A 19,604-nucleotide genomic window follows, 5' to 3' on the forward strand; every position below is an offset into this window, starting at 1 on the left:
TGGATTCCGGTCTTTTCAACCGGGCGGTTAACGCACGCTGACGTTGCCCGCTACTTTTTTCACAGGCAAAGCTCCCGGACGAGATGGTCTTTATCCGGGAAAAGCTCGCACCAGCCGCTTTTTCTCTGAACGCCTTCCAAAAACCAGTTTCCGTTCATTGCATTTAACACATTATTCATGTTAATGTACTATTTCATTATCCTAAAAATGTAATAATAAGTCAAGGTTTTTTTAGCAACGCCGGTTAAATCAGCACATATTTCGCGATAAAGATAACAGCCAGTATATACAGCAGCGGGCTGACACGGCTGGTATGACCGGTCAGCGTATTCACGATTACGTACGAAACGATGCCAAAGGAAATGCCCTCCGAGATGCTGTATGCAAAGGGCATGGCGATGATACACATGTAAGCAGGGATTGCTTCCGGCAGATTGCCAAAATCAATCTGGGCAATAGAGGAAACCATCAGGAACCCTACCATGACCAGAGCCGGAGCTGTCGCAAACGCGGGGATCGCCATAAAGAAAGGAGCCAGGAACAGCGACAGGAAGAACAGCACAGCCGTGGTAACAGCTGTCAGTCCGGTACGCCCGCCTTCGCTGACACCGGAAGCGGATTCCACAAACGTCGTAACGGTACTGGTGCCCATCAGCGCGCCGGCCACTGTGCCCAGAGAGTCAGCCATTAAAGCGCCTTTAATGTTGGGCAGCGTGCCGTCTTTGCGCAGCATGTTCGCTTTGGAAGCAACGCCCATCAGGGTGCCGAGGGTATCAAAAAAGTCCACAAACAGGAAGGACATGACGATAACCAGGAAATCAACGGAAGCAACCTTACTGAAATCCAGTTTCAGGAAAATGGGGGACGGATCCGCCGGCAGGAAAGAAGCCAGGCCTGCTGAAAAATCCGGCAGTACACTGAAAGCCCCCACTTTGGGATCCGGCACGTACAGACCGGTTACTTCACAGAGTATGCCCAGGATCCAGGTTGCCAGGATACCCCAGAGAATACCGCCTTTCACGTCCCGCGCCAGCATGATACCGGTGATGACGATACCGATCAACGCCAGCACTACAGTAATACCTACCGTATGGAAGGTTCCTCCCAGCACAGACTGTTTAAAGTTAAACAGGGCAATTTTGGTTGCTGGGTTGCCCACGATGATCTGCGCGTTGAACAGGCCGATCAGGGCGATGAACAGACCGATGCCTACGGATACAGCCCGTTTCAGGCTGAGGGGAATGACATCAAATACCGCCTGCCGTATATTTGTCAGGGACAGGACAATAAAGATGATGCCTTCCACACAGACGGCAGCCAGCGCCATCTCCCAGGAATAACCCATCTGTTTGACCACTGTAAAGGCAAAAAAGGCATTCAGACCCATGCCTGCAGATAACGCAAAGGGATAGTTGGCAAATGCAGCCATCAAAAGCGTTGCAAAACAGGAGGCCAGCGCCGTAACTGTCAGCAGCGCCCCCTTGTCCATACCAGTCACGCTCAGAATCGACGGGTTAACAGCCAGAATATAGGCCATGGTCATAAATGTAGTGATACCGGCCATGATCTCTGTTTTTACCGTGGTACCGTTTTCCCGCAGGTGAAATAATTTTTCCAGTGTTCCGTCCTGCATGATGACCTCCTATTCCTTTAAGAGCAATTCCACAAAAACAGAACGGCTGATGACCCCCAGAAGATGTCCTTCTTCTGCCACAAAAACGCGCTTCACCTTATCGTCAAGCATAACCCGGCCGACGCTTTCAATGGTATCCTCAGGGCTTACGCAGATAGCGGGAGCCGTCATGGCGTCCTTCGCGGTTTTTGCGTTCCAGCGGGTCAACGCCTGGCGGTATTCCAGAACTTTATCGCTTGGCGCAAGGGCCGCATGGTACAGTAAGGTCATGATCCCGGGTTCATGGGGCCTGACGATCTTATTGATCAAATCGTTTTCACTTACCACACCCACGATTTCATTATACTTGGTAACCACGGGAATGGCAGAAATTTTATTGTCAATCATGAGACGGGCAACTTCCTTTACCGGCGTCTCCGGCAGTACGGAAATGATTTCGGTCGTCATTACCTCTTTGGCCAAAACGTTCCCGTTTGTATTCACCGCATTTGCATCCATAAAAAAGCCTCCTTCATACATATTCAGGATACAGAAAAAAAAACTAACTAATAGGTAATTAAATTACAATATATTATACCATTTTATAAAAATCCTGTGAACTGAATTTTAAGATTATAAAGACAGCGAACAAAATGAATTCTGCGCAAATTGGCTAAATATACCAATCACCGCAGGAAATCTTTTATTGAAATGAATTTATCCGGTTTCCGTTTCTGTATGAGAGAAGTACTGGCGAATTACAATTCAGCGCCTCGTAATAATTTCTGGCATCCAGCACAATAAAACTGGCCGGTTTCCCGGGTTCGAGACCATATCGGTCAGACACGTGCAGCGTTCTTGCGGCATTCGTTGTAATGAACCGGTAACTTTCCATGATATCCTGATATCCCATCATCTGGCACACATGCAGTCCCATGAACACCACATCCCGCAGATTACCGTTCCCCATCGGATACCATGGATCGCAGATATCATCGTGTCCGAAGGAAACGTTGATGCCTTCCGACAGCAGTTCTTTTACGCGGGTTACACCCCGGCGTTTCGGATACGAGTCTGCTCTTCCCTGCAAATGCGTATTCACCAGCGGGTTCGCCACAAAGTTGATACGGCTCATTTTCAGCAGCCGCATCAGCCGCAGCACATAGGCATTGTTATAGGAATGCATGGCTGTGGTATGGCTGGCAGTAACGCGGTCATACAATTCCAGTTCCAATGCACGGGCAGCCAGCGTCTCCAATCCGCGCGAGGCTTCGTCGTCAATTTCATCGCAGTGCACATCCACCAGAAGATCATGCTCCGCAGCCAGCTGCAAAGCAAAATTCAGGGATTCCACGCTGTATTCCCGGGTAAATTCAAAGTGCGGAATGGCGCCTACCGCATCCGCTCCCATGTACACCGCCTCCTGCATGAGCCGCCTGCCGTCAGGATAACTGAGGATGCCTTCCTGGGGAAAGGCCACTATTTGGATCTCCACAAAGTCTTTCAGTTCTTCCCTGAGCTCCAGCATGGTTTCCAAAGCCAGCAGCGAAGGGTCGGTCACATCAACATGGGTACGGATATACTGGACGCCATGAGCTGCGTACATGCGGACTGCCCGGATGACCCGGTCCCGTATATCGGCTTTATTCAGCCTGCTCTTCCGTTTAGCCCAGCATTCAATACCTTCAAACAATGTCCCGGACTCGTTCCAGACCGGATCACCCGCAGTCAGGCAGGTATCCAGATGGACATGGGATTCAATGAACGGGGGGAGAACCAGCCTGCCCTCCAGGTCCGTCACGGTTTCGCCCTGTTCAGGCAACAGCTTCGTTCCGATTTCCAAAAACATGCCTTTTCTGATCCGGATATCCTGTAACGTTGTTTTGTTTTCAATACACGCATTTGTGAATAACATGGTACTCTCCTGTTTCATCAGATCACCTCACCGGTCCGTTGCTTTATCATAGACCATGTAGCAGATACAGCCGACGAGCATGGCATTGATACTGGCAATGCCGGCATGGATAAAATTTCCGGCCAGCGCACCGGCAATGACGCCTGCCACTGCGCCCCAGTGAACGCCCGGAACCGCTTCCGCCCCAGCTTTGTAATGCTGTGGATGCGCGAAATAATCAAAGATGATGATAGCGCCTATCGGCGGCAGGGTTGCGTTTAAAAAGCTGAGCCAGCTCACAAAGTTATTGTACAGATAGACAGAAGCCACTGTGCCGATCACGCCGCTTACGATTACCAGAGGGCGTTTGCGGATCCCGGTAATATTGGAAAGGCTGAGGCCGCCACTGTACAGGGCATTGTCATTCGTTGTCCAGATGTTGGCTCCCAGCACCACAAGGGCGGGCAGCAGAAGCCCCTGCGCCATCATCACATAAAAAATATCGTCTTTCCCGGTAAAGGCTCCTCCGACCGCACCGAACGCAAACATCAGCGAGTTTCCGATCAGGAACGCAACAACCGTTGTGAACACGGCAGTTTTTCTATTCGGAGCAAAGCGGGTAAAATTGGGTGTTGTCGTTCCGCCGCTGACAAAAGAACCAACCACCATCCCGATGGCGTTAAAGACAGTAATACTGCCGACACTTCTGGCAAAAACCGCCGCAAGCCCGCCGCCGTCATGGGTAGCCGTGACCATTGAGTAAGTACCCAGAATCAGAATCAGCGGAACAGACACATAACTGACTATTTCCATGCCCCGGATGCCAAAGTACGCGGATGCAGTCATGCAGAAACCGCCGGCAGTAATCAGCAGTAACGGGTTTACACGGAGCACTTCTGCAGCGGGAAACGCAAACATGGCAACCCCCACGCCGAACCAGCCAATCTGCGTAAGACTGATCAGCAGGGACGGAAGGCGGGAACCGGCCACACCAAAGGAACGCCTGGCCAGCAAGTCAAATGAAAGTCCTGTTCCGCAGCCGATATATCCTAAAACGCCGGTATATATTGCAAGAATGATGCCACCGGCTACGACGGAAAAGATAAATTCAGAAAGATCCAGCCCGTTACCCATGGTGGCGCCTACTGACATGCTGGCAGAAAAAAAGGTGAAGCCCAGCATAATGAAAAACATGGACCAGAATGTCTTTCTGGCATACAGCGGAACGGATTCAAAACTGTAATCTTTGTCTGTATGCGGCCGCTTATTGGATGACATGGCAAACCTCCCCTCATGCTCTCCTGTTTGTCTCATCATTGGTCAATCTTGATGCTTTTATTCTTTGCCAATCTGCATCCATTATAACAAAACAGCTGTAAAAAAATCTACGAGCATAAGAAATTTCTTAATTTAGGTTTAATTATTTGACCGACTCTGTTTATTAGAACTGCCTGTTAAGCCCATGTTTCCAAAAAAAGAAGCGCAGATTCCTCTGCGCTTCTCCTTAAACTCACTAAAATTCTAATCAGATTTTCAGCAACCGCACCTTGCTGATGCCGTCCAGACCCTGCAGCAGCCGGATGGTTTCCTTGCCCACTTCGCTGTCTACGGTAAGGAACATCATCGCCACGCCATTCTGCTGGTTGCGGCTTACCTGCATGGTAGCGATATTAACCTTGGACGCGCCCAACAGTGTGCCGATCTGACCGATCATACCGGGCTTATCTTCGTTGTTAACCGCCAGCATGAAAGCAGCAGGCTCTATGTCAAACTGATAACCGTTGATATCTTTGATGCGTACTTCCCCTTCCGGATTTACATTGCCGGCTGCCGTAAACATGCCTTTCTTTGTATGCACCTTTACTGTCAGCAGGTTCACCGGGCTGTTTTCCTTGCTTTCAATCACTTCCACACCGCGGCCTTCCGCCGTCAGTTCTGCATTGACATAGTTGACCCGTTCTTTCAGGACAGGCTCAAACAGTCCTTTCAGGACAGCACGGGTCACCATATCGGTTTCGATTTCCGCTAATGCGCCTCTGTAGATCACTTCCACCTTTTCTACGGCATCATGCTCCAGCTGGTAGTACAGCTTGCCCAGGTCTTCGCCCAGGGCCATGATTTTTTTCACCTCGTCCAGTTCGCTTGCCTGCAGCGCCGGCAGGTTGACTGCGTTGGGCACCATTTCGCCCCGCAACGCGGCGATAACTTCTTCCGCAATGGCAATGCCTACGTTATCCTGCGCTTCCTGAGTGTCAGCGCCCAGATGGGGCGTCAGCACGCACTGGGGCAGATCAATCAGCGGGGAGATCGGTTTCGGCTCGTCTACCAGAACGTCGATGCCGGCGCTGGCTACAATGCCTTCCCGGATTGCGCGGGCCAGATCCTGTTCATTGTACAGACCGCCCCGGGCGCAGTTTACAACGCGAACGCCCTTTTTGCATTTCTGCCATTCTTTATAGGTAATCATGTTCATCGTTTCCTCGGTTTTCGGGGTATGGATGGAGATTACGTCGGACTCCTTCAGCAGTTCATCCAGGGTCTCGCATTTTTTAACATTGTATTTTCTGAAACGGGCGTCCGCAATATACGGGTCGTAAGCAATTACCTTCATGCCGAAAGCCTGCATACGGGTGGTCAGCAGACCGCCGATACGGCCCAGACCGATAATTCCCAGCGTCTTCCCCAGCAGTTCCATGCCCTTCAGACCGTCCCGGTTCCAGACGCGGCTTTCGATCATCTTATGGGCCTTCACTGTATTGCGGCAGGAAGCCAGCAGCAGCCCTACCGTGTGCTCACAGGCGGAAACGATGTTGGATTCCGGTGTATTGACTACGATAATACCGCGTTTCGTAGCACCTTCCATCTGAATATTATCCACACCGTTGCCGGCACGGCCCACAACCTTCAGGTTGGTTGCGTGTTCATAAAACTCTTCATTAATCTTCGTAACGCTGCGTACAACGATTGCGTCATACTCGGGAATGCGTTTCAACAGTTCTTCCCGGGACAGATTCATCTCCACATCAACCTGCAGGTCTTTCTGCGCTTTCAACAGTGCAACGCCTTTGTCCGAAATTTTCTCCGTTACAATAATTTTTTTCATTTTTTTCCTCCTTTTCGTTTGCGGCACATTGCAATCACGTTGCGCCACCGGTAAGGAACTGCAGAGAAACAGTTTGGCAGTTCCGAAGGACCGAAGCAAAAGCAATAAAAAACTCCCGTCCCTTCGTAAGGACGGGAGTTCGTATTTCATCGTATGAGCTCGCGTGGTGCCACCTTAGTTCACTGCAACCGTACATTAAAGCCGGATCACCTGCTCCTGCGCAACTGTTTTCCTGCTTTTACTGTAACCTGTTACAGCCTCATTCCCGGGATATCGGCCGGAACCGGACAGGTTGCAACCCCTGCCTTCTCCAGAGCGGAATTCAATCTTCGACAGGGCGGTTCTCACTGACCACCGCCTCTCTGCACAGTCTGGGATTTACTTTTCTCTTTCATAAAATTGCATTTTGCTTTTATAAGTGAGATTATAGGCGTTTCGTTACAAAAAGTCAAATAGAAGTTTTGTAAAATTTGATACAGGTTTCCGCTAATACTTCAATACTTTGTCCGGTTTTGGCCGAAAGGCCTTGTCATAATCAAGGCCATGTCCGCCGTCATGCTCCGCCAGGAGCTTTCCATACAATTCGCGCCAGTCTGAGAGAGCGCTTTCTGCGTTATCGCGAAGAACCTGCGTGAAAACCTCCTTCGGCCAACCGGAAGAACTCTTGACCAGTTCCATGGAACGCTGCTCCCCTTTACGGGCGGCGTTCAGCACTTTGGGGATCACTGCGCTGTAATAGCCCTTTGTCAGGGCCGTCACCTGCTGGGCGATCCACCAGGCCTTCCCGGGATCATAGTGGGAGCGGTCGTTTCTGGCATAAGCCTCCGGCAAGGGAGCTACAGCAAGAGGGATATACGTGCTTTCCGCCGGGGCGCTCATGGAGAGCCAGAAAACCGGGGCTGGCAGCCTGTCGTTCGCCTGGGCGATCCATGTATAAGCAATGTTCGAGCTGGTGATAGATCGTTCCCATTTCGTTTTGCCATACCGGTACGGCGAGGCAAAAGGCCCGGCATTCTTTCCGGTTCTGCGGTCAAAAGCAGTGCCTTCGTAGGCGTCCCGGTGAAGATCCATTATCTCCGTCAGTGTCATGGGATGGTCAGGGCGGAGGGAAAAAGGATAGGCTTCCGTATCCCAGTTCTTTACTTTCGCCGGAAGCTTCGCCGATGGCGCCGCAAGGGAGAGAGCGCGCCAGACACGCCGCAGGGCAAAATACGGATGGAAATCCTCGACGGCCTTCATGGAACGCACCCAGTCGAGACGGCCCTTTTTGTCATAGGCAGCCCAGCCGGCCTCTTTCAACATGCCGGGCAGCCGGGGATTGAATATCTGGTCCGGGTCACCCGGTCTGACGGCGCGGATACGGAACTGGTTCGCGGCTACAAAAAACTCCCCGTCCGGCACACGCTGGGCAATCCAAAAGCCGCCCTTACCCGTTGGCGCCGGCTGCATTTCCAGAACCCAGCCTTCCTCGCGATCCGCCACCAGAAGCGTCTCACCCGTCCCCCAGAGACCGTATTGATCAATCAGACTGCCCATCAGCCGGACTGCTTCCCGGGCCGTACGGCAGCGTTCCAGGGCCACGCGCCCCAGTTCCGAGGCATAAAAAATACCGCGGCCCTCCTTTGGTTCCAGATATTCTAGACGGGCAGAATTATTCGTGCATTCGCCGAGCATCAGACCGTGCTCGTTCATTACACCATAGTCACTGTCGATATAGGCATAAGTATGGGCAGTCTCCGGTATTTCTCCCAGCGGCTTCGTCCGCGCCTTCCCCGGATAGTCGTAATCCGCCGCACGCTCCGGCGCAACGAGTCTAGGATTCGAGAAGCAGGCGTACTCCGGCAGGTCGTCCCAGGCAATGGCGGAGGGGTACACTTTCCGCATCGCGCCGGCCGGGTGATCTTTTGCCGGCACAAAAACGATACTGGGATCGCTGGAGTAGGAATCGTTGGAATGCGTCACATACGTACTGCCGTCTGCAGAAGCCCCTCTGGTCACAATCGTCGTAGTGCAGGCTTCCGTGCAGGAGGCAGTAAGGCAGACAACACCCAACGCTACGGATATAAAGACAGATCTGGTTTTCAAGCAGAAAACTCCTTTCATGTAAAACACATATTTTATTTCAGTATAACAAAACAGCCGCGGAAAAAACTACGGCTGTTCAAATTAATATGGATTTTTGCTATTCCGGCTTAAAGCGCGTTTTTAGACAAATATTCTTTTATTTCTTCTATCAGTTTGTCGCCATCGAAGTTTTTGAAGATTTTGATCATGCATCCGCTTATCATCGGGTTCATCTCTAGACCGAACTCTACAGCGCGGACATCGGTTTTGAACCCGTAACACCGTTTGCCTGCAGCGTAAGCGATACCCAGTTCAACGCTGGCCCCTTCATCGGGAACCCGGCCGTCTATATTCATAAAGACAATATCCGCTTTTCTTACTTCCCCGGCATCCAACGGAAAAATCATTTTTACGAGTTCTTCTTCTGTCTTTCCCTCTAACTTTGCGGCTTCAATACCGTCGCGCTGTGGTAAAAAGACCTGATAGCCGTACTCTTCCAGCACCTGCGTAACCTTCAGATTAAAGCCCTTTTCGGCAGCGTTAAACATCGGACCTGCAAAATACACCTTTTTCCCGTGTCCGATATTTTTGACTATCTTTGCTTTAAAAGCCTGTTCGTCAGCAGCAAAGTTTTCATCACCGTTGTTGTTTGCATATGCGGCAACCGAAAACAGCATCATCGCGCACAATACAGCAACGCTTATCATTTCTGACAATTTTTTCATAAAGTGACGGCCTCCTTTGCTTCCTTATCCAAAAGATCTGTCAGATAATGTATGGTCTTCAGGGCAGCGCCACGGTTCTCCCTGATAATCTGGATAGATGCTTCCCCCATTCTTTTACGCAGGTTGTCGTCCCCGGCAATTTCCAGAAAAGCTTCTGTAAGGCCGTCTGTATCTGCCACCATGCGGCAGGCGCCCGCTTTGCTTAACAGGGAGTACGAGTCTTTAAAATCTTCCATGCTGGGGCCAACCAGAATCGGTTTGGCATGGGCTGCCGGCTCCAGCACATTATGACCCCCGTAACGCACCAGGCTGCCGCCGACGAATACGATGTCCCCTATGGCATATATGCGGCCCAGTTCACCGATGGTATCAAGCAGAAGGACCGGAAATTCAGGCCGCCGCCCTTCCATCTCCTTTAATTTGGAACGGAAGCCCATCTCGTAGCCAAATTTGGCATTCACCTTTTTAATCTCTTCAATCCGGTTCAGCTTACGGGGCGCAATGATCAGGCGGGCATGGGGATATTTCTTACGCAGGGCGGTAAAGGAAGTCAGCACAGCTTCCTCTTCCGTGCGGTGGGTGGAGCCTGCCACAATAATCGGCCAGGCATCTTCCCCCAGCCCCAGTTCTGTTTTATAGGTTGTCAGATCTTCCGGAGAAACCTCCGCATAGGTCTGATCAAATTTCGTATTGCCGGTAACAATGATTTTTGCCGGATCCGCACCCAGCTGGGTAATATATTTGGCGTCAATGCTGGACTGCATACAGAAAAGATTTATGGTATTCAGCATATCACGAAGAAGGCTGGACAGATACCGGTAACTTTTTGCGGATTTTTCCGAGATACGACCATTCATCATCATTGCAGGGATATTCCGTTCCCGGATGGCCCGCAGAAAATTAGGCCATAATTCCGTTTCTACCATTATGAAGATGCCCGGACGGATACGGCTTACCATGGATGACGCCACAAACGGCAGATCCAGAGGAAAATTGATGATGGCATCTGCTTCCGGCATAATCTGCCTGGCCATATCATAACCGCCCACAGTAACCGCGGAAACCAGTACTTTCCGTTCCGGCATCAGGTTTTTGATTTCTTTTACCAGGGGACTGATAGCCACCATTTCCCCTACCGAAGCACCGTGAAGCCAGATGCAATTGGTATCTGCCACAGGAGCAATTTCTTCCCTGCGGACCAGTCCCATGTTTTGCCGGAAACGGTGTCCGAAACCTTTTTCCACAACCAGCCGGTACAGGAAGTAGGGAAGTGCCACGAAGATAAACACAAGTATGATTAAAATATTGTAAATAACATACATAAGGTTTAATCAGCTCTCTTTCTTGTTGTTGCAGTATTGTTTTAGCAGCTGTCACTTATTTAATATTTTATCATTGTGAATTTTACTTTGCAACATGACAAACTAAAAAAGGGCGAAACGCATGCATCGGTGTGACACATGATTTTCTCCCTTGTAATAAATAATTAACTGCATTTCAAAATGCGCTACTTTCCGGCCAGGTACTCCAGCGCCAGCAAATAGCCCTGCAATCCTAATCCGCAGATCTGTCCGGTACAGCCGGCTGTAGTAACACAGTGATGCCGGAATTCTTCCCGCTGGTGGATGTTGCTGATGTGCACTTCCACCGCAGGGATGTTCACAGATTTCAGCGCGTCCAAAATTGCCACGCTGTAATGGGTATAGGCGCCGGGATTCATGACTATGCCGTCCGCGTTATTATGACAGGCCTGGATCCAGTCTACCAGTTGTCCCTCGGAATTGCTCTGCTTAATATCTACCGCGACTTGCAATTCTTCTGCTTTTTTACGGATCATTTCACACAGGTCATCATAGGTTGCCGTTCCGTACACACCGGGTTCCCGGACACCTAACATATTAATGTTAGGCCCGTTCAACACTAAAATCTTTTTCATATCAGCACATCCTTTTCGTTATTTCATAATTATAAGTTATTGCGTTGCTGCAAAACCCTCGCTGCATCCACTAATCGTAACAACACGTCCTGCATGCTGCCTTTGTTCTGCACCGTCACGTCTGCAACGGCGCGGTACAAGGCTTCCCGCTGCGCATATAAATCATAGATTCGCCGACGCCCCGCTGCCAGCAGGGGTCTGGTTTTTGTATCCACGTCGCCGATGATATCTTCCGGAGAACGATCCAAAAATATGATCAGGCCGTTTTCTTTTAAGCTGATTATGTTTTCCTGCCGCAACACTACGCCGCCCCCCATGGCCAGCACCTTATCCTGCAACGCGGACAGCCGCTTCGTTGTCCTGGTTTCCTGTTTGCGAAAGAAGTCTTCACTCACTGCAAAAAGTTCCGGAATCGTTTTACCAGAATCCTTTTCAATTTCCGGATCGGCGTCAATAAAATCCCTGCCCAGCCTTTCCGCCAGACAACGCCCCAGCGTACTCTTCCCGCAGCCGGGCATACCAATCAGCACAATGTTTTTCATTACTCCCACCACTTATTTACAGACAAAGATAATCAGTATTGCGAGTGCTGCAGCCCATACCTTTTGCAACTATAACAATTTTGCAATCTTATCCGTAACGTCTGCAATCAGCCCTTCGTCCAGTTTACGCCCCAGCCAGATCTCCTCTGCCGCTACTGCCTGGGCCACCAGCATGAACAGGCCGTTTACTGCAGTTTTTCCCTGCTGCCGGGCCAGCTTCATGAATTTTGTTTCTGCCGGATTATAGATAATATCAACTGCCGCGGCAAAGTGGTCCATTACTGTCCCGTCCACAGGTGAGGCATCGGTTTTCGGAAACATTCCTACCGGGGTGCAGTTAATCAGCAAATCGCCGCCCAATACCTTCAAATCTTCATAGGTTTTCACTGTATAATGGGCCCGGATATCTTCCGGGGCGTTTTCGATTACCCGGGAAATCACCGTGATGCTATGGGCCTGCATATCTTTGACACATTGCAGAATCGCCCGGCTGGCTCCGCCGGTTCCCAGCACGCACACATCCCGGCCTTTGGGAACAAGGCCATTATGTTCCAGAAGTCGGGCAAATCCAAAATAATCCGTATTAAAGCCTGAAGCCCCGCCGTCCTTAAACAAAACCGTATTTACTGCGCCAATCGCTCTGGCCTCGGCTGCAATATGATCGAGGCTGTCCATTACCGCCACCTTGTGGGGTATGGTCACGTTCAGTCCCCTGTAAGTTTTCCGCAGTTCCGCCACTTTGTCTGCCAGTTTTTCCACCGGCACTTCAATCAGTTCGTACGTTGCTTCCATGCCCAACTGACGGAACACTTCCTGATGAATCTGCGGCGACAGGCTGTGTCCCAGTCTGGCGCCTAATAATCCGAATTTCATTTACGCTTACTCCCCATCGGCCACATAGTTGCCCAGAATTTTGCAGTAGGCGCTGTATTCCGCCACGTCCTGCAATCCCTGCCGCACGTTCGGATCCTCCAGATTACCCGTCAGGTCAATATGGAAGAAGTATTCCCAGGAACGCCCTTCCATGGGACGGGATTCCAGGTTCAGCATATTCAGGCCGCCTTTATAGAAATGCTGCAGCACTTTGTACAGGGATCCGGGTTCGTGCTGCGTAGCGATGACCACGGTAATCTTGTCCGCGTCCGGCCGGTGTTCCGGCTGGTCGGCGATGATGATGAACCGGGTATGGTTGGCTGAATTGTAATTGATATTCTCCGCCAGAATTTCCAATCCGTATAACTTGGCCGCCTGGCGGGATGCCACCGCGCCTTTTGCCGGATCGCCGCTTTCGCTGACCATCTGGGCGCTGCGTGCCGTATTAAAGAACGGAATCAGTTCAATGCCAGGATGCTTTTTAAAAAATTCCCTGCTCTGTTCCAGTCCCTGGGGATGGGAATAAACCTGTTTCAGATTTTCTATTCTGGCACCGGGGAGACCCAGCAGGTTCTGATCCACTTTGATAATCTTTTCCCCGACAATATGACAGTCATACTTCCGCACCAGATCATACACTTCCGTGATGCCTCCGGTGGAAGAGTTTTCAATAGGCAGTACGCCATATTTAATCTCGTGATTCTTAACCGCAACCACTACATCCTCAAAATGGACAAAATTCATTTCCACTTTGGCAATGTCCGCGAAGTAGTCTTCCAGGGCCTGGTGGCTGAAAGAACCTTTCACTCCCTGATATCCGACACGGATCGGGTCGGCGTTTTGCTCTTTCTTTTTTATGTTGGCCGCCAGAATATCAATCTGCAGATTACGGCTGGTTTCCATGATTTTTTCCATAATCTGTTTCATATGCGGGGCATAGACGGGATTCTTCAGCATTCCCACCACTTTGGCAATGACCTGTTCTTCCCTCTCCCTGTCCAGCACCTGCATATTGCGGGCATCTTTATAAGCGGCAACCTGCTGCACCACATCCATCCGTTTTTCCAGTGTATCTGTCAGGATTGCGTCCAGCCGGTCAATCTCCTGCCGCAGTTTCATTAAATCCGGTTCTGCCACGTTCGTCATCCTTTCACTCCAATAACATGTCCAGCAACACCCACGCAGTAACGGCTTCGATTACCGGAACAGCCCTGGGAACGATGCAGGGGTCGTGCCGCCCTTTAATTTCCAAAATCGTGTCTTCTCCTTCCGTCACATTCACGGTCTGCTGGGGCTGGCCGATGGACGGCGTGGGCTTGACAGCCACACGGAACAGGACTGGCATTCCGTTGGTGATGCCGCCGGTTATGCCCCCGTTATTGTTACGGGTAGTTTGCACCCTGCCATTTGCGACAGTCATAGGATCATTGGCCTCGCTGCCTTTCAGCGCGGCCATGGCAAAACCTGCGCCGAATTCTATGCCTTTTACCGCCGGAACGGAAAACAGCGCATGACTCAGACTGCTTTCCAGTGAATCAAAAAACGGGTCTCCGATGCCCGGGGGCATGCCCACAGCCATCACTTCCACGATACCGCCCACGCTGTCCATCTGTTTCCGGGCAGCCATGATCTCTGCTTCCATTAAAGAAGCCTTGCCGTCCTCCAGTACGGGCAGCGTAACTTTACGCAATGCCTGCAAACGTTCTGCCGTTTCACCCAGCGGATTAAACAAAGCATCTGTAATCGTTCCGATGCGGGCAACATGGGCGCCCACAACGATCCCCTTTTGCGCAAGCACGGTTTTAGCTACGGCGCCGGTAAACACCAGCGGCGCTGTGAGACGGCCGGAAAAATGCCCGCCGCCCCGGTAATCGTTAAAACCCCTGTAGCGGACCTTTCCGGCGTAATCCGCATGCCCGGGACGCATCACATCTTTCAGGAGGCTGTAATCTTTGGAATGCTGGTCACTGTTAGGTATCAGCACACACAGGGGCGTCCCCGTCGCCTTGCCTTCAAACACGCCGCTTTCGATGATAAAAGCATCCGTTTCCCGGCGCTGGGTACTCATCCGGTTCTTTCCCGGAGCGCGCCGCGCCATTTCTTCTTTTATGAAATCTTCGTTAACCGGTGTTCCCGGCGGCAGACCGTCCAGCACAAGGCCAATTCCTTTGCCGTGGGATTCACCGAAGATCGTCATGCGCAAGTTGCGTCCAAAGGTTGCCCCCATTTGCTTCTCCTCAATTTAAAAGTAAGATTTTATCAGTTAATTATATTCTTTATTATCGCATGCTTCCCTGCGGGTTTCAATTGATTTTTTCCGTTTTTCCGCCCACGGCTGCATAATCGTTCCAGAATTCCGGGTAAGATTTGCTGACGCTTTCTCCACCTGTCAGGGTAACCGGCTCGTTACATGCCAGTGTGGCAACGGCCATGCTCATGGCAATCCGGTGGTCATTCCAGGCATCCACAACAGCCCCGCCTTGCAGTCCTTCCGGTTTGCCTTTGATCAGGAGCCCCTCCGGTTCTTCCGTGATGTCTGCCCCCAGTTTCACCAGTTCGGAGTACATGGCTGCCAGACGGTCGCATTCCTTGATTCGCAACCTCCCCGCATTGATGATGTGAGTTGTTCCCTCCGCCACGGCCGCCGCTACCGACAGAACCGGTACCAGGTCCGGGCAGTCCGCGGCATCTATTTCGCAGCCATGCAGTTCTGACGGAGCAACGGTAAAGATACCGTCCTGTACTGTAATATCTGCGCCCATGTTGCGCAATATTTCCAGGATTGCCTTGTCTCCCTGAAGGGAATCTTCACGTAACCCGCTGCAGCGTAAGCCTTCCCGGCTGCCGATCGCACCCGCAACCAGCCAGAACGCCGCCTGGGACCAGTCCCCTTCTACCAGCACACGTTCAGCCGGGGCACAATAACTCTGCCCGCCGGGAAAATCATAATGCAACAGGTCTTTGCGTTTTATGTCAATGCCAAATGTTCGCAGGCTGCTCAGTGTCAGTTCAATGTAACTGGCAGATTCCAGCGGCGGCAAAATCTCCAGCGTAGAATCTCCGTCCAGCAACGGCAGCGCGAATAACAGTCCGGATACAAACTGGGAACTCACGTCTCCCGGCAGCACATACGCTCCCGGCTTCAGCCTGCCGGCCACTGTTAACGGCAGATGACCGTTTTCGGCAGTACGGTAACGCAGCTCCTGTTTGTCAAAGATATCGTAATAGGGTTGTAATGGCCGCGAAACAAGTTTTCCGTGCCCCTCGAAGGTAAAGGGCACATTGCACAGGGCGCCTAACGGAATAAAAAAGCGCAGCGTGGAACCGGATTCCCCGCAATCTGTCACAACCGGTTCTGACGGAAAGGTATGGTCCCATCTGTATTGAAAGGCTGTGCGTCCTTTATGCAGGGAAGCCACTTCTGTAACTGTGACACCCATCCCCGTGAGGCAGCGGTTGGTCGCTTCGATGTCTTTGGAAACAGCTATATTATCTACGATACAATCGTTGCCGGAAAGACCTGCGCAGATACACATACGGTGCCCCATGCTTTTGGAAGACGGTACCAGCACGGTGCCGTGAAGAAGCCGGGGGGTAATTTTATAAAATGTCATGACAAATCCTTTTCTAACAAATATTAACTCGCATGGTTTCGGTTAAAGAAACATAAAACTATGGGAGATACTGCGTAAGTTCGCTGAATTCCACTCTCTGCAGGAAACTTTCCCCGATTTTTTTCAGAAGAATCAGCGTCAGCCGCGAACCGCGCTTCTTTTTATCCAGGGCAATGGCCTGCAGGAAATCTTCCTGCTGCATATCCACAGCAGCCGGAAGCCGGAATCTCTGCAGAAGTGCAGCAATCCGGTCAGCAGTACCGGATTCTGTCAGTCCTAGTTTTTCCGACCGGCGTGTCAGAAGTACCATACCGATTCCCACACCTTCCCCGTGGCTGTATTTGTCAAAACGGAACGTCTTTTCCACCGCATGCCCCAGGGTATGCCCGAAGTTAAGCAACATCCGTTCTCCTGTATCAAACTCGTCATGTTCTACAATACGGGCTTTGATGTTGCAGCATGTTTCTATGATTTCATCTGCATGGGCCAGCAGTTCCGCGTCGTTTTGTATCTTTTCCAGCCTCATAAACAATTCTTTGTCTATGATGCAGCCATATTTGATCACTTCTGCCAGTCCGTCGTGAAGGTAACGCGCCGGCAGCGTTTTCAACAGGTCCGGATCAATAAAAACCGCTTTGGGCTGGTAAAAAGCGCCTACCAGGTTTTTTCCGCTGGGCAAATCAATGGCAACCTTCCCGCCAACACTGCTGTCCACCGTTGCCAGCAGGGATGTGGGAATCTGAACAAAGGCGATTCCCCGCAAAAAGGTAGCCGCTGCCAGTCCTCCCATGTCTCCTGTCACGCCGCCTCCCAAAGCCACCACCGCGTCGCTGCGGGTCAGGCCGGCCTCCGCCAGCCCGTCGTACAGGTAACCCAGCGTTTGCAGATTCTTGCTCTCTTCCCCTGCCGGAAAGGTCAGCACCGTAACTGCTACAGCTTCTTTTTCCAATGAAGCCTGTAAGAGCGACGCATACAGCGGTCCTACATGGCTGTCTGTAATGATAGCGATTTTCTCCGCTTTGGGGAGAAGCGTTTTAATTTTGCCGCCAACATGGGACAGAAGGCCTCTTTCAATTTCAATATCATAACTTTTGGATCCTAAATCCACATGAACAATACGCATGATAATTCCTCAATACAACATCCTTCTCCTGGGTCCTGCTTCCCGCATGATTTCCTTTAGCGCTTCCCTGTCATTTTCCACAATGGCTTTTTTCCAACGTTCCAGCTGGCTTTGGTAGTTTTCGATCTCCGCAATCACGTTTTCCCGGTTAGACAGGAACAGGTCGCTCCACAGATCCGGATTGATATCCGCTACCCGGGTGGCGTCCCGGAAGCCTCCCGCAATGAAGTACTGGGTGTTTTTATTATAGGACGCGCTGTTTACCAGCGCTACCGCTGTGATATGGGGCAGGTCGCTGGTGTATGCAATAATTTTGTCATGATCTTCCATGGAAACCTTTACCGAACGGGCGCAGCCAAGCGCCTTCGCAAATTCTTCCAGCCAGCTCACTGCTTCCGGTGTATTCTTCTCCGTTGGCACGATAATATAATTGGAATTATTAAAGATGGCAGCATCTGACATGCCCAGGCCGCTACCCTGCCGCCCTGCCATGGGATGGCCGGATATAAACTCGCACCCCTCCGGCAACAGTTCCTGGATTTCCCGGGGCATCGTCCCCTTGACGCCGGTTGCGTCCGTCATCAGCATACCTTCCGAAAAGTTCTGCACGTTCTGCCGTACAAAACTCATAACAGCTTCCGGATAAACACTGCAAATGATAACATCCGCTTCTTTCAGATTTCTGCCGTCCTCTGCCACCACTTCGTCAATCATATTGGCATTCAGGCAGGCCCGGGCAATGCCGTGGCTGATATCCATGCCAAGAATCTTCCTGACTCTTAAATTGCGCAGCGCTTTTGCATAGGAACCGCCGATGAGACCCAGACCCACGATGGCAAAGGTTAAGTCCTGCAACGGTTTTTCCTGATACTGTTTAATCATACTTGCTATTTCTCCTGCAACAACATCTAAAAACCAATCATAGTTTCATTTTTCTTTGCAACAAAAGTTATCGACGCTTCCTGCCTCTTATAAATCCCGCCCGATAATGCGGGCAATGCCTTTCAGTTCGCCCATCAGCTCTGCAAATCGTTCCGGCTTCAGGGACTGGGCCCCGTCGCACAGCGCTTTTTCCGGATCGTTATGGACTTCGATTATCAGCCCGTCCGCTCCCACGGCAACTGCCGCCTTGGCAAGGGCAGGTACCATCCACCACAGGCCTGCCGCATGGCTGGGATCTACGATGACCGGCAGGTGGCTCAGTTTCTTAGCCGCACAGACAGCACTCAGATCCAGCGTGTTGCGGGTATAAGTTTCATAGGTGCGGATACCCCGCTCGCACAGAATGACATTGGTATTGCCTTCCGCCATAATGTACTCCGCGCTCATAATCCATTCCTGAACCGTAGCAGCTAAACCGCGTTTCAGTAGAATCGGCTTCTTCGTCTTGCCCAGTTCTTTCAGCAGGGAATAATTCTGCATATTGCGAGCGCCTACCTGGATCAGGTCTACATCTTCCACGAATTTATCCAGCACATCGGCGCTCATGATTTCCGTAACGATAGGCAAACCGGTCTCTGCTTTTGCTTCTTTCAGTAACTCCAGACCGGGCATTCCCATGCCCTGGAAAGAATACGGGGAAGTGCGCGGTTTGAAGGCGCCGCCACGCATCAGGTGTGCCCCTGCCATTTTCACGGACTTTGCCACACCGATGATCTGTTCCCGGGTTTCCACGCTGCAGGGACCGGCGATGACCTGCATCTGCCTTCCCCCGATTTTCACGCCGGCCACGTCAATGACGCTGTCATCCGGATGGAAGGCCCGGTTCGCCCGTTTGAAAGGCTCCTGGACCCGCAGGACTTTCTCAATCCAGTCATTGACCATAATATCATGCGGATTGAGGGTGCTGGTATCGCCTACCACGCCTAAAATGGCCGCCTGGTTACCGGTGCTCAGGTCAATCTTAAAGCCTTTCGCTTCCAGCCCAGCGATAATCTTATTTCTCTCTTCAATGGGGGCGTTGGGTTTCATTACGATAATCATGGTAAACGCACTCTCCTTTTTCCTGTACTAAAAAAGCGGGCTCGTAAAAGAGCCCGCCTGCATTTGGTTGGCAGCCTTCGAAGTCCCTTCGCCGGCCTTTTCTGTTTACGATTCTATGCTTTCTTCTGTTTTTCC

At 51.2% G+C, this 19,604-nt stretch carries 17 protein-coding genes and 1 other annotated feature (1 of these 18 only partly in view); all 17 genes read right to left on the reverse strand.

What is annotated here, in order from left to right:
• Window positions 1–167, reverse strand: a binding site (T-box leader) (it extends 46 nt beyond the left edge of the window).
• Window positions 168–244: 77 nt separating this feature from the next.
• A complete protein-coding gene (locus BM159_RS00840; RefSeq protein ID WP_093912373.1) occupies window positions 245–1,633 on the reverse strand; it encodes an NCS2 family permease in 1,389 nt (462 codons plus the stop codon).
• Between the two features lie 9 nt (window positions 1,634–1,642).
• The gene (locus BM159_RS00845) at window positions 1,643–2,131 is read right to left on the reverse strand and encodes a CBS domain-containing protein (RefSeq protein WP_177205835.1); all 489 of its coding nucleotides are present in this window, start codon (window positions 2,129–2,131) and stop codon (window positions 1,643–1,645) included.
• A 184-nt stretch (window positions 2,132–2,315) separates the two neighbouring features.
• Window positions 2,316–3,527 carry a cytosine deaminase gene (gene codA, locus BM159_RS00850; protein ID WP_093912375.1) on the reverse strand — a complete coding sequence of 404 codons (1,212 nt, stop codon included), beginning with the start codon at window positions 3,525–3,527 and terminating at the stop codon, window positions 2,316–2,318.
• A 27-nt stretch (window positions 3,528–3,554) separates the two neighbouring features.
• Window positions 3,555–4,784 (reverse strand): cytosine permease, encoded by a 1,230-nt coding sequence (gene codB, locus BM159_RS00855; RefSeq protein ID WP_093912376.1) that lies wholly within the window; start codon window positions 4,782–4,784, stop codon window positions 3,555–3,557.
• A 247-nt stretch (window positions 4,785–5,031) separates the two neighbouring features.
• Window positions 5,032–6,609 (reverse strand): phosphoglycerate dehydrogenase, encoded by a 1,578-nt coding sequence (gene serA / locus BM159_RS00860; protein ID WP_093912377.1) that lies wholly within the window; start codon window positions 6,607–6,609, stop codon window positions 5,032–5,034.
• A 486-nt stretch (window positions 6,610–7,095) separates the two neighbouring features.
• Window positions 7,096–8,694: a C69 family dipeptidase gene (locus tag BM159_RS00865; RefSeq protein ID WP_177205836.1), complete on the reverse strand. Its 1,599-nt coding sequence runs from the start codon at window positions 8,692–8,694 to the stop codon at window positions 7,096–7,098.
• A 107-nt stretch (window positions 8,695–8,801) separates the two neighbouring features.
• Window positions 8,802–9,398: a nucleoside 2-deoxyribosyltransferase gene (locus BM159_RS00870; protein ID WP_093912379.1), complete on the reverse strand. Its 597-nt coding sequence runs from the start codon at window positions 9,396–9,398 to the stop codon at window positions 8,802–8,804.
• Entirely contained in the window at window positions 9,395–10,720 is a 1,326-nt protein-coding gene (locus BM159_RS00875) for a 3-deoxy-D-manno-octulosonic acid transferase (RefSeq protein ID WP_093912380.1), read from the reverse strand. Before BM159_RS00875 ends, BM159_RS00870 begins: the two co-directional genes overlap by 4 nt.
• 185 nt (window positions 10,721–10,905) lie before the next feature.
• Entirely contained in the window at window positions 10,906–11,334 is a 429-nt protein-coding gene (aroQ, locus tag BM159_RS00880) for a type II 3-dehydroquinate dehydratase (RefSeq protein ID WP_093912381.1), read from the reverse strand.
• Window positions 11,335–11,363: 29 nt separating this feature from the next.
• On the reverse strand, window positions 11,364–11,876 hold the full coding sequence (locus tag BM159_RS00885) for a shikimate kinase (protein WP_093912382.1): 513 nt from the start codon (window positions 11,874–11,876) through the stop codon (window positions 11,364–11,366).
• A gap of 69 nt (window positions 11,877–11,945) precedes the next feature.
• Complete coding sequence (gene aroE, locus BM159_RS00890) at window positions 11,946–12,749, reverse strand: shikimate dehydrogenase (RefSeq protein ID WP_093912383.1); 804 nt, start codon at window positions 12,747–12,749, stop codon at window positions 11,946–11,948.
• A gap of 6 nt (window positions 12,750–12,755) precedes the next feature.
• Window positions 12,756–13,895 (reverse strand): bifunctional chorismate mutase/prephenate dehydratase, encoded by a 1,140-nt coding sequence (locus BM159_RS00895; protein WP_093912384.1) that lies wholly within the window; start codon window positions 13,893–13,895, stop codon window positions 12,756–12,758.
• Between the two features lie 4 nt (window positions 13,896–13,899).
• Window positions 13,900–14,976: a chorismate synthase gene (gene aroC, locus BM159_RS00900; RefSeq protein ID WP_093912385.1), complete on the reverse strand. Its 1,077-nt coding sequence runs from the start codon at window positions 14,974–14,976 to the stop codon at window positions 13,900–13,902.
• A gap of 76 nt (window positions 14,977–15,052) precedes the next feature.
• A complete protein-coding gene (gene aroA / locus BM159_RS00905) occupies window positions 15,053–16,363 on the reverse strand; it encodes a 3-phosphoshikimate 1-carboxyvinyltransferase (protein WP_093912386.1) in 1,311 nt (436 codons plus the stop codon).
• 58 nt (window positions 16,364–16,421) lie between these two features.
• On the reverse strand, window positions 16,422–17,486 hold the full coding sequence (gene aroB / locus BM159_RS00910; RefSeq protein ID WP_093912387.1) for a 3-dehydroquinate synthase: 1,065 nt from the start codon (window positions 17,484–17,486) through the stop codon (window positions 16,422–16,424).
• 9 nt (window positions 17,487–17,495) lie between these two features.
• Window positions 17,496–18,368: a prephenate dehydrogenase gene (locus tag BM159_RS00915; RefSeq protein WP_093912388.1), complete on the reverse strand. Its 873-nt coding sequence runs from the start codon at window positions 18,366–18,368 to the stop codon at window positions 17,496–17,498.
• Window positions 18,369–18,455: 87 nt separating this feature from the next.
• Window positions 18,456–19,469 (reverse strand): 3-deoxy-7-phosphoheptulonate synthase, encoded by a 1,014-nt coding sequence (aroF, locus tag BM159_RS00920; RefSeq protein WP_093912389.1) that lies wholly within the window; start codon window positions 19,467–19,469, stop codon window positions 18,456–18,458.
• Window positions 19,470–19,604: the final 135 nt, after the last annotated feature.

It is taken from the genome of Succiniclasticum ruminis DSM 9236, assembly GCF_900112895.1.
In the GTDB taxonomy this organism is placed as follows: Bacteria; Bacillota; Negativicutes; order Acidaminococcales; family Acidaminococcaceae; genus Succiniclasticum; species Succiniclasticum ruminis.

Coding starts and splice junctions, on each gene's coding strand:
- BM159_RS00840 (WP_093912373.1), bottom strand. CDS start 1,633: ATGCAGGACGGAACACTGGAAAAATTATTTCACCTGCGGGAAAACGGT.
- BM159_RS00845 (WP_177205835.1), bottom strand. CDS start 2,131: ATGGATGCAAATGCGGTGAATACAAACGGGAACGTTTTGGCCAAAGAG.
- codA (WP_093912375.1), bottom strand. CDS start 3,527: ATGTTATTCACAAATGCGTGTATTGAAAACAAAACAACGTTACAGGAT.
- codB (WP_093912376.1), bottom strand. CDS start 4,784: ATGTCATCCAATAAGCGGCCGCATACAGACAAAGATTACAGTTTTGAA.
- serA (WP_093912377.1), bottom strand. CDS start 6,609: ATGAAAAAAATTATTGTAACGGAGAAAATTTCGGACAAAGGCGTTGCA.
- BM159_RS00870 (WP_093912379.1), bottom strand. CDS start 9,398: ATGAAAAAATTGTCAGAAATGATAAGCGTTGCTGTATTGTGCGCGATG.
- BM159_RS00875 (WP_093912380.1), bottom strand. CDS start 10,720: ATGTATGTTATTTACAATATTTTAATCATACTTGTGTTTATCTTCGTG.
- aroQ (WP_093912381.1), bottom strand. CDS start 11,334: ATGAAAAAGATTTTAGTGTTGAACGGGCCTAACATTAATATGTTAGGT.
- BM159_RS00885 (WP_093912382.1), bottom strand. CDS start 11,876: ATGAAAAACATTGTGCTGATTGGTATGCCCGGCTGCGGGAAGAGTACG.
- aroE (WP_093912383.1), bottom strand. CDS start 12,749: ATGAAATTCGGATTATTAGGCGCCAGACTGGGACACAGCCTGTCGCCG.
- BM159_RS00895 (WP_093912384.1), bottom strand. CDS start 13,895: ATGACGAACGTGGCAGAACCGGATTTAATGAAACTGCGGCAGGAGATT.
- aroC (WP_093912385.1), bottom strand. CDS start 14,976: ATGGGGGCAACCTTTGGACGCAACTTGCGCATGACGATCTTCGGTGAA.
- aroA (WP_093912386.1), bottom strand. CDS start 16,363: ATGACATTTTATAAAATTACCCCCCGGCTTCTTCACGGCACCGTGCTG.
- aroB (WP_093912387.1), bottom strand. CDS start 17,486: ATGCGTATTGTTCATGTGGATTTAGGATCCAAAAGTTATGATATTGAA.
- BM159_RS00915 (WP_093912388.1), bottom strand. CDS start 18,368: ATGATTAAACAGTATCAGGAAAAACCGTTGCAGGACTTAACCTTTGCC.
- aroF (WP_093912389.1), bottom strand. CDS start 19,469: ATGATTATCGTAATGAAACCCAACGCCCCCATTGAAGAGAGAAATAAG.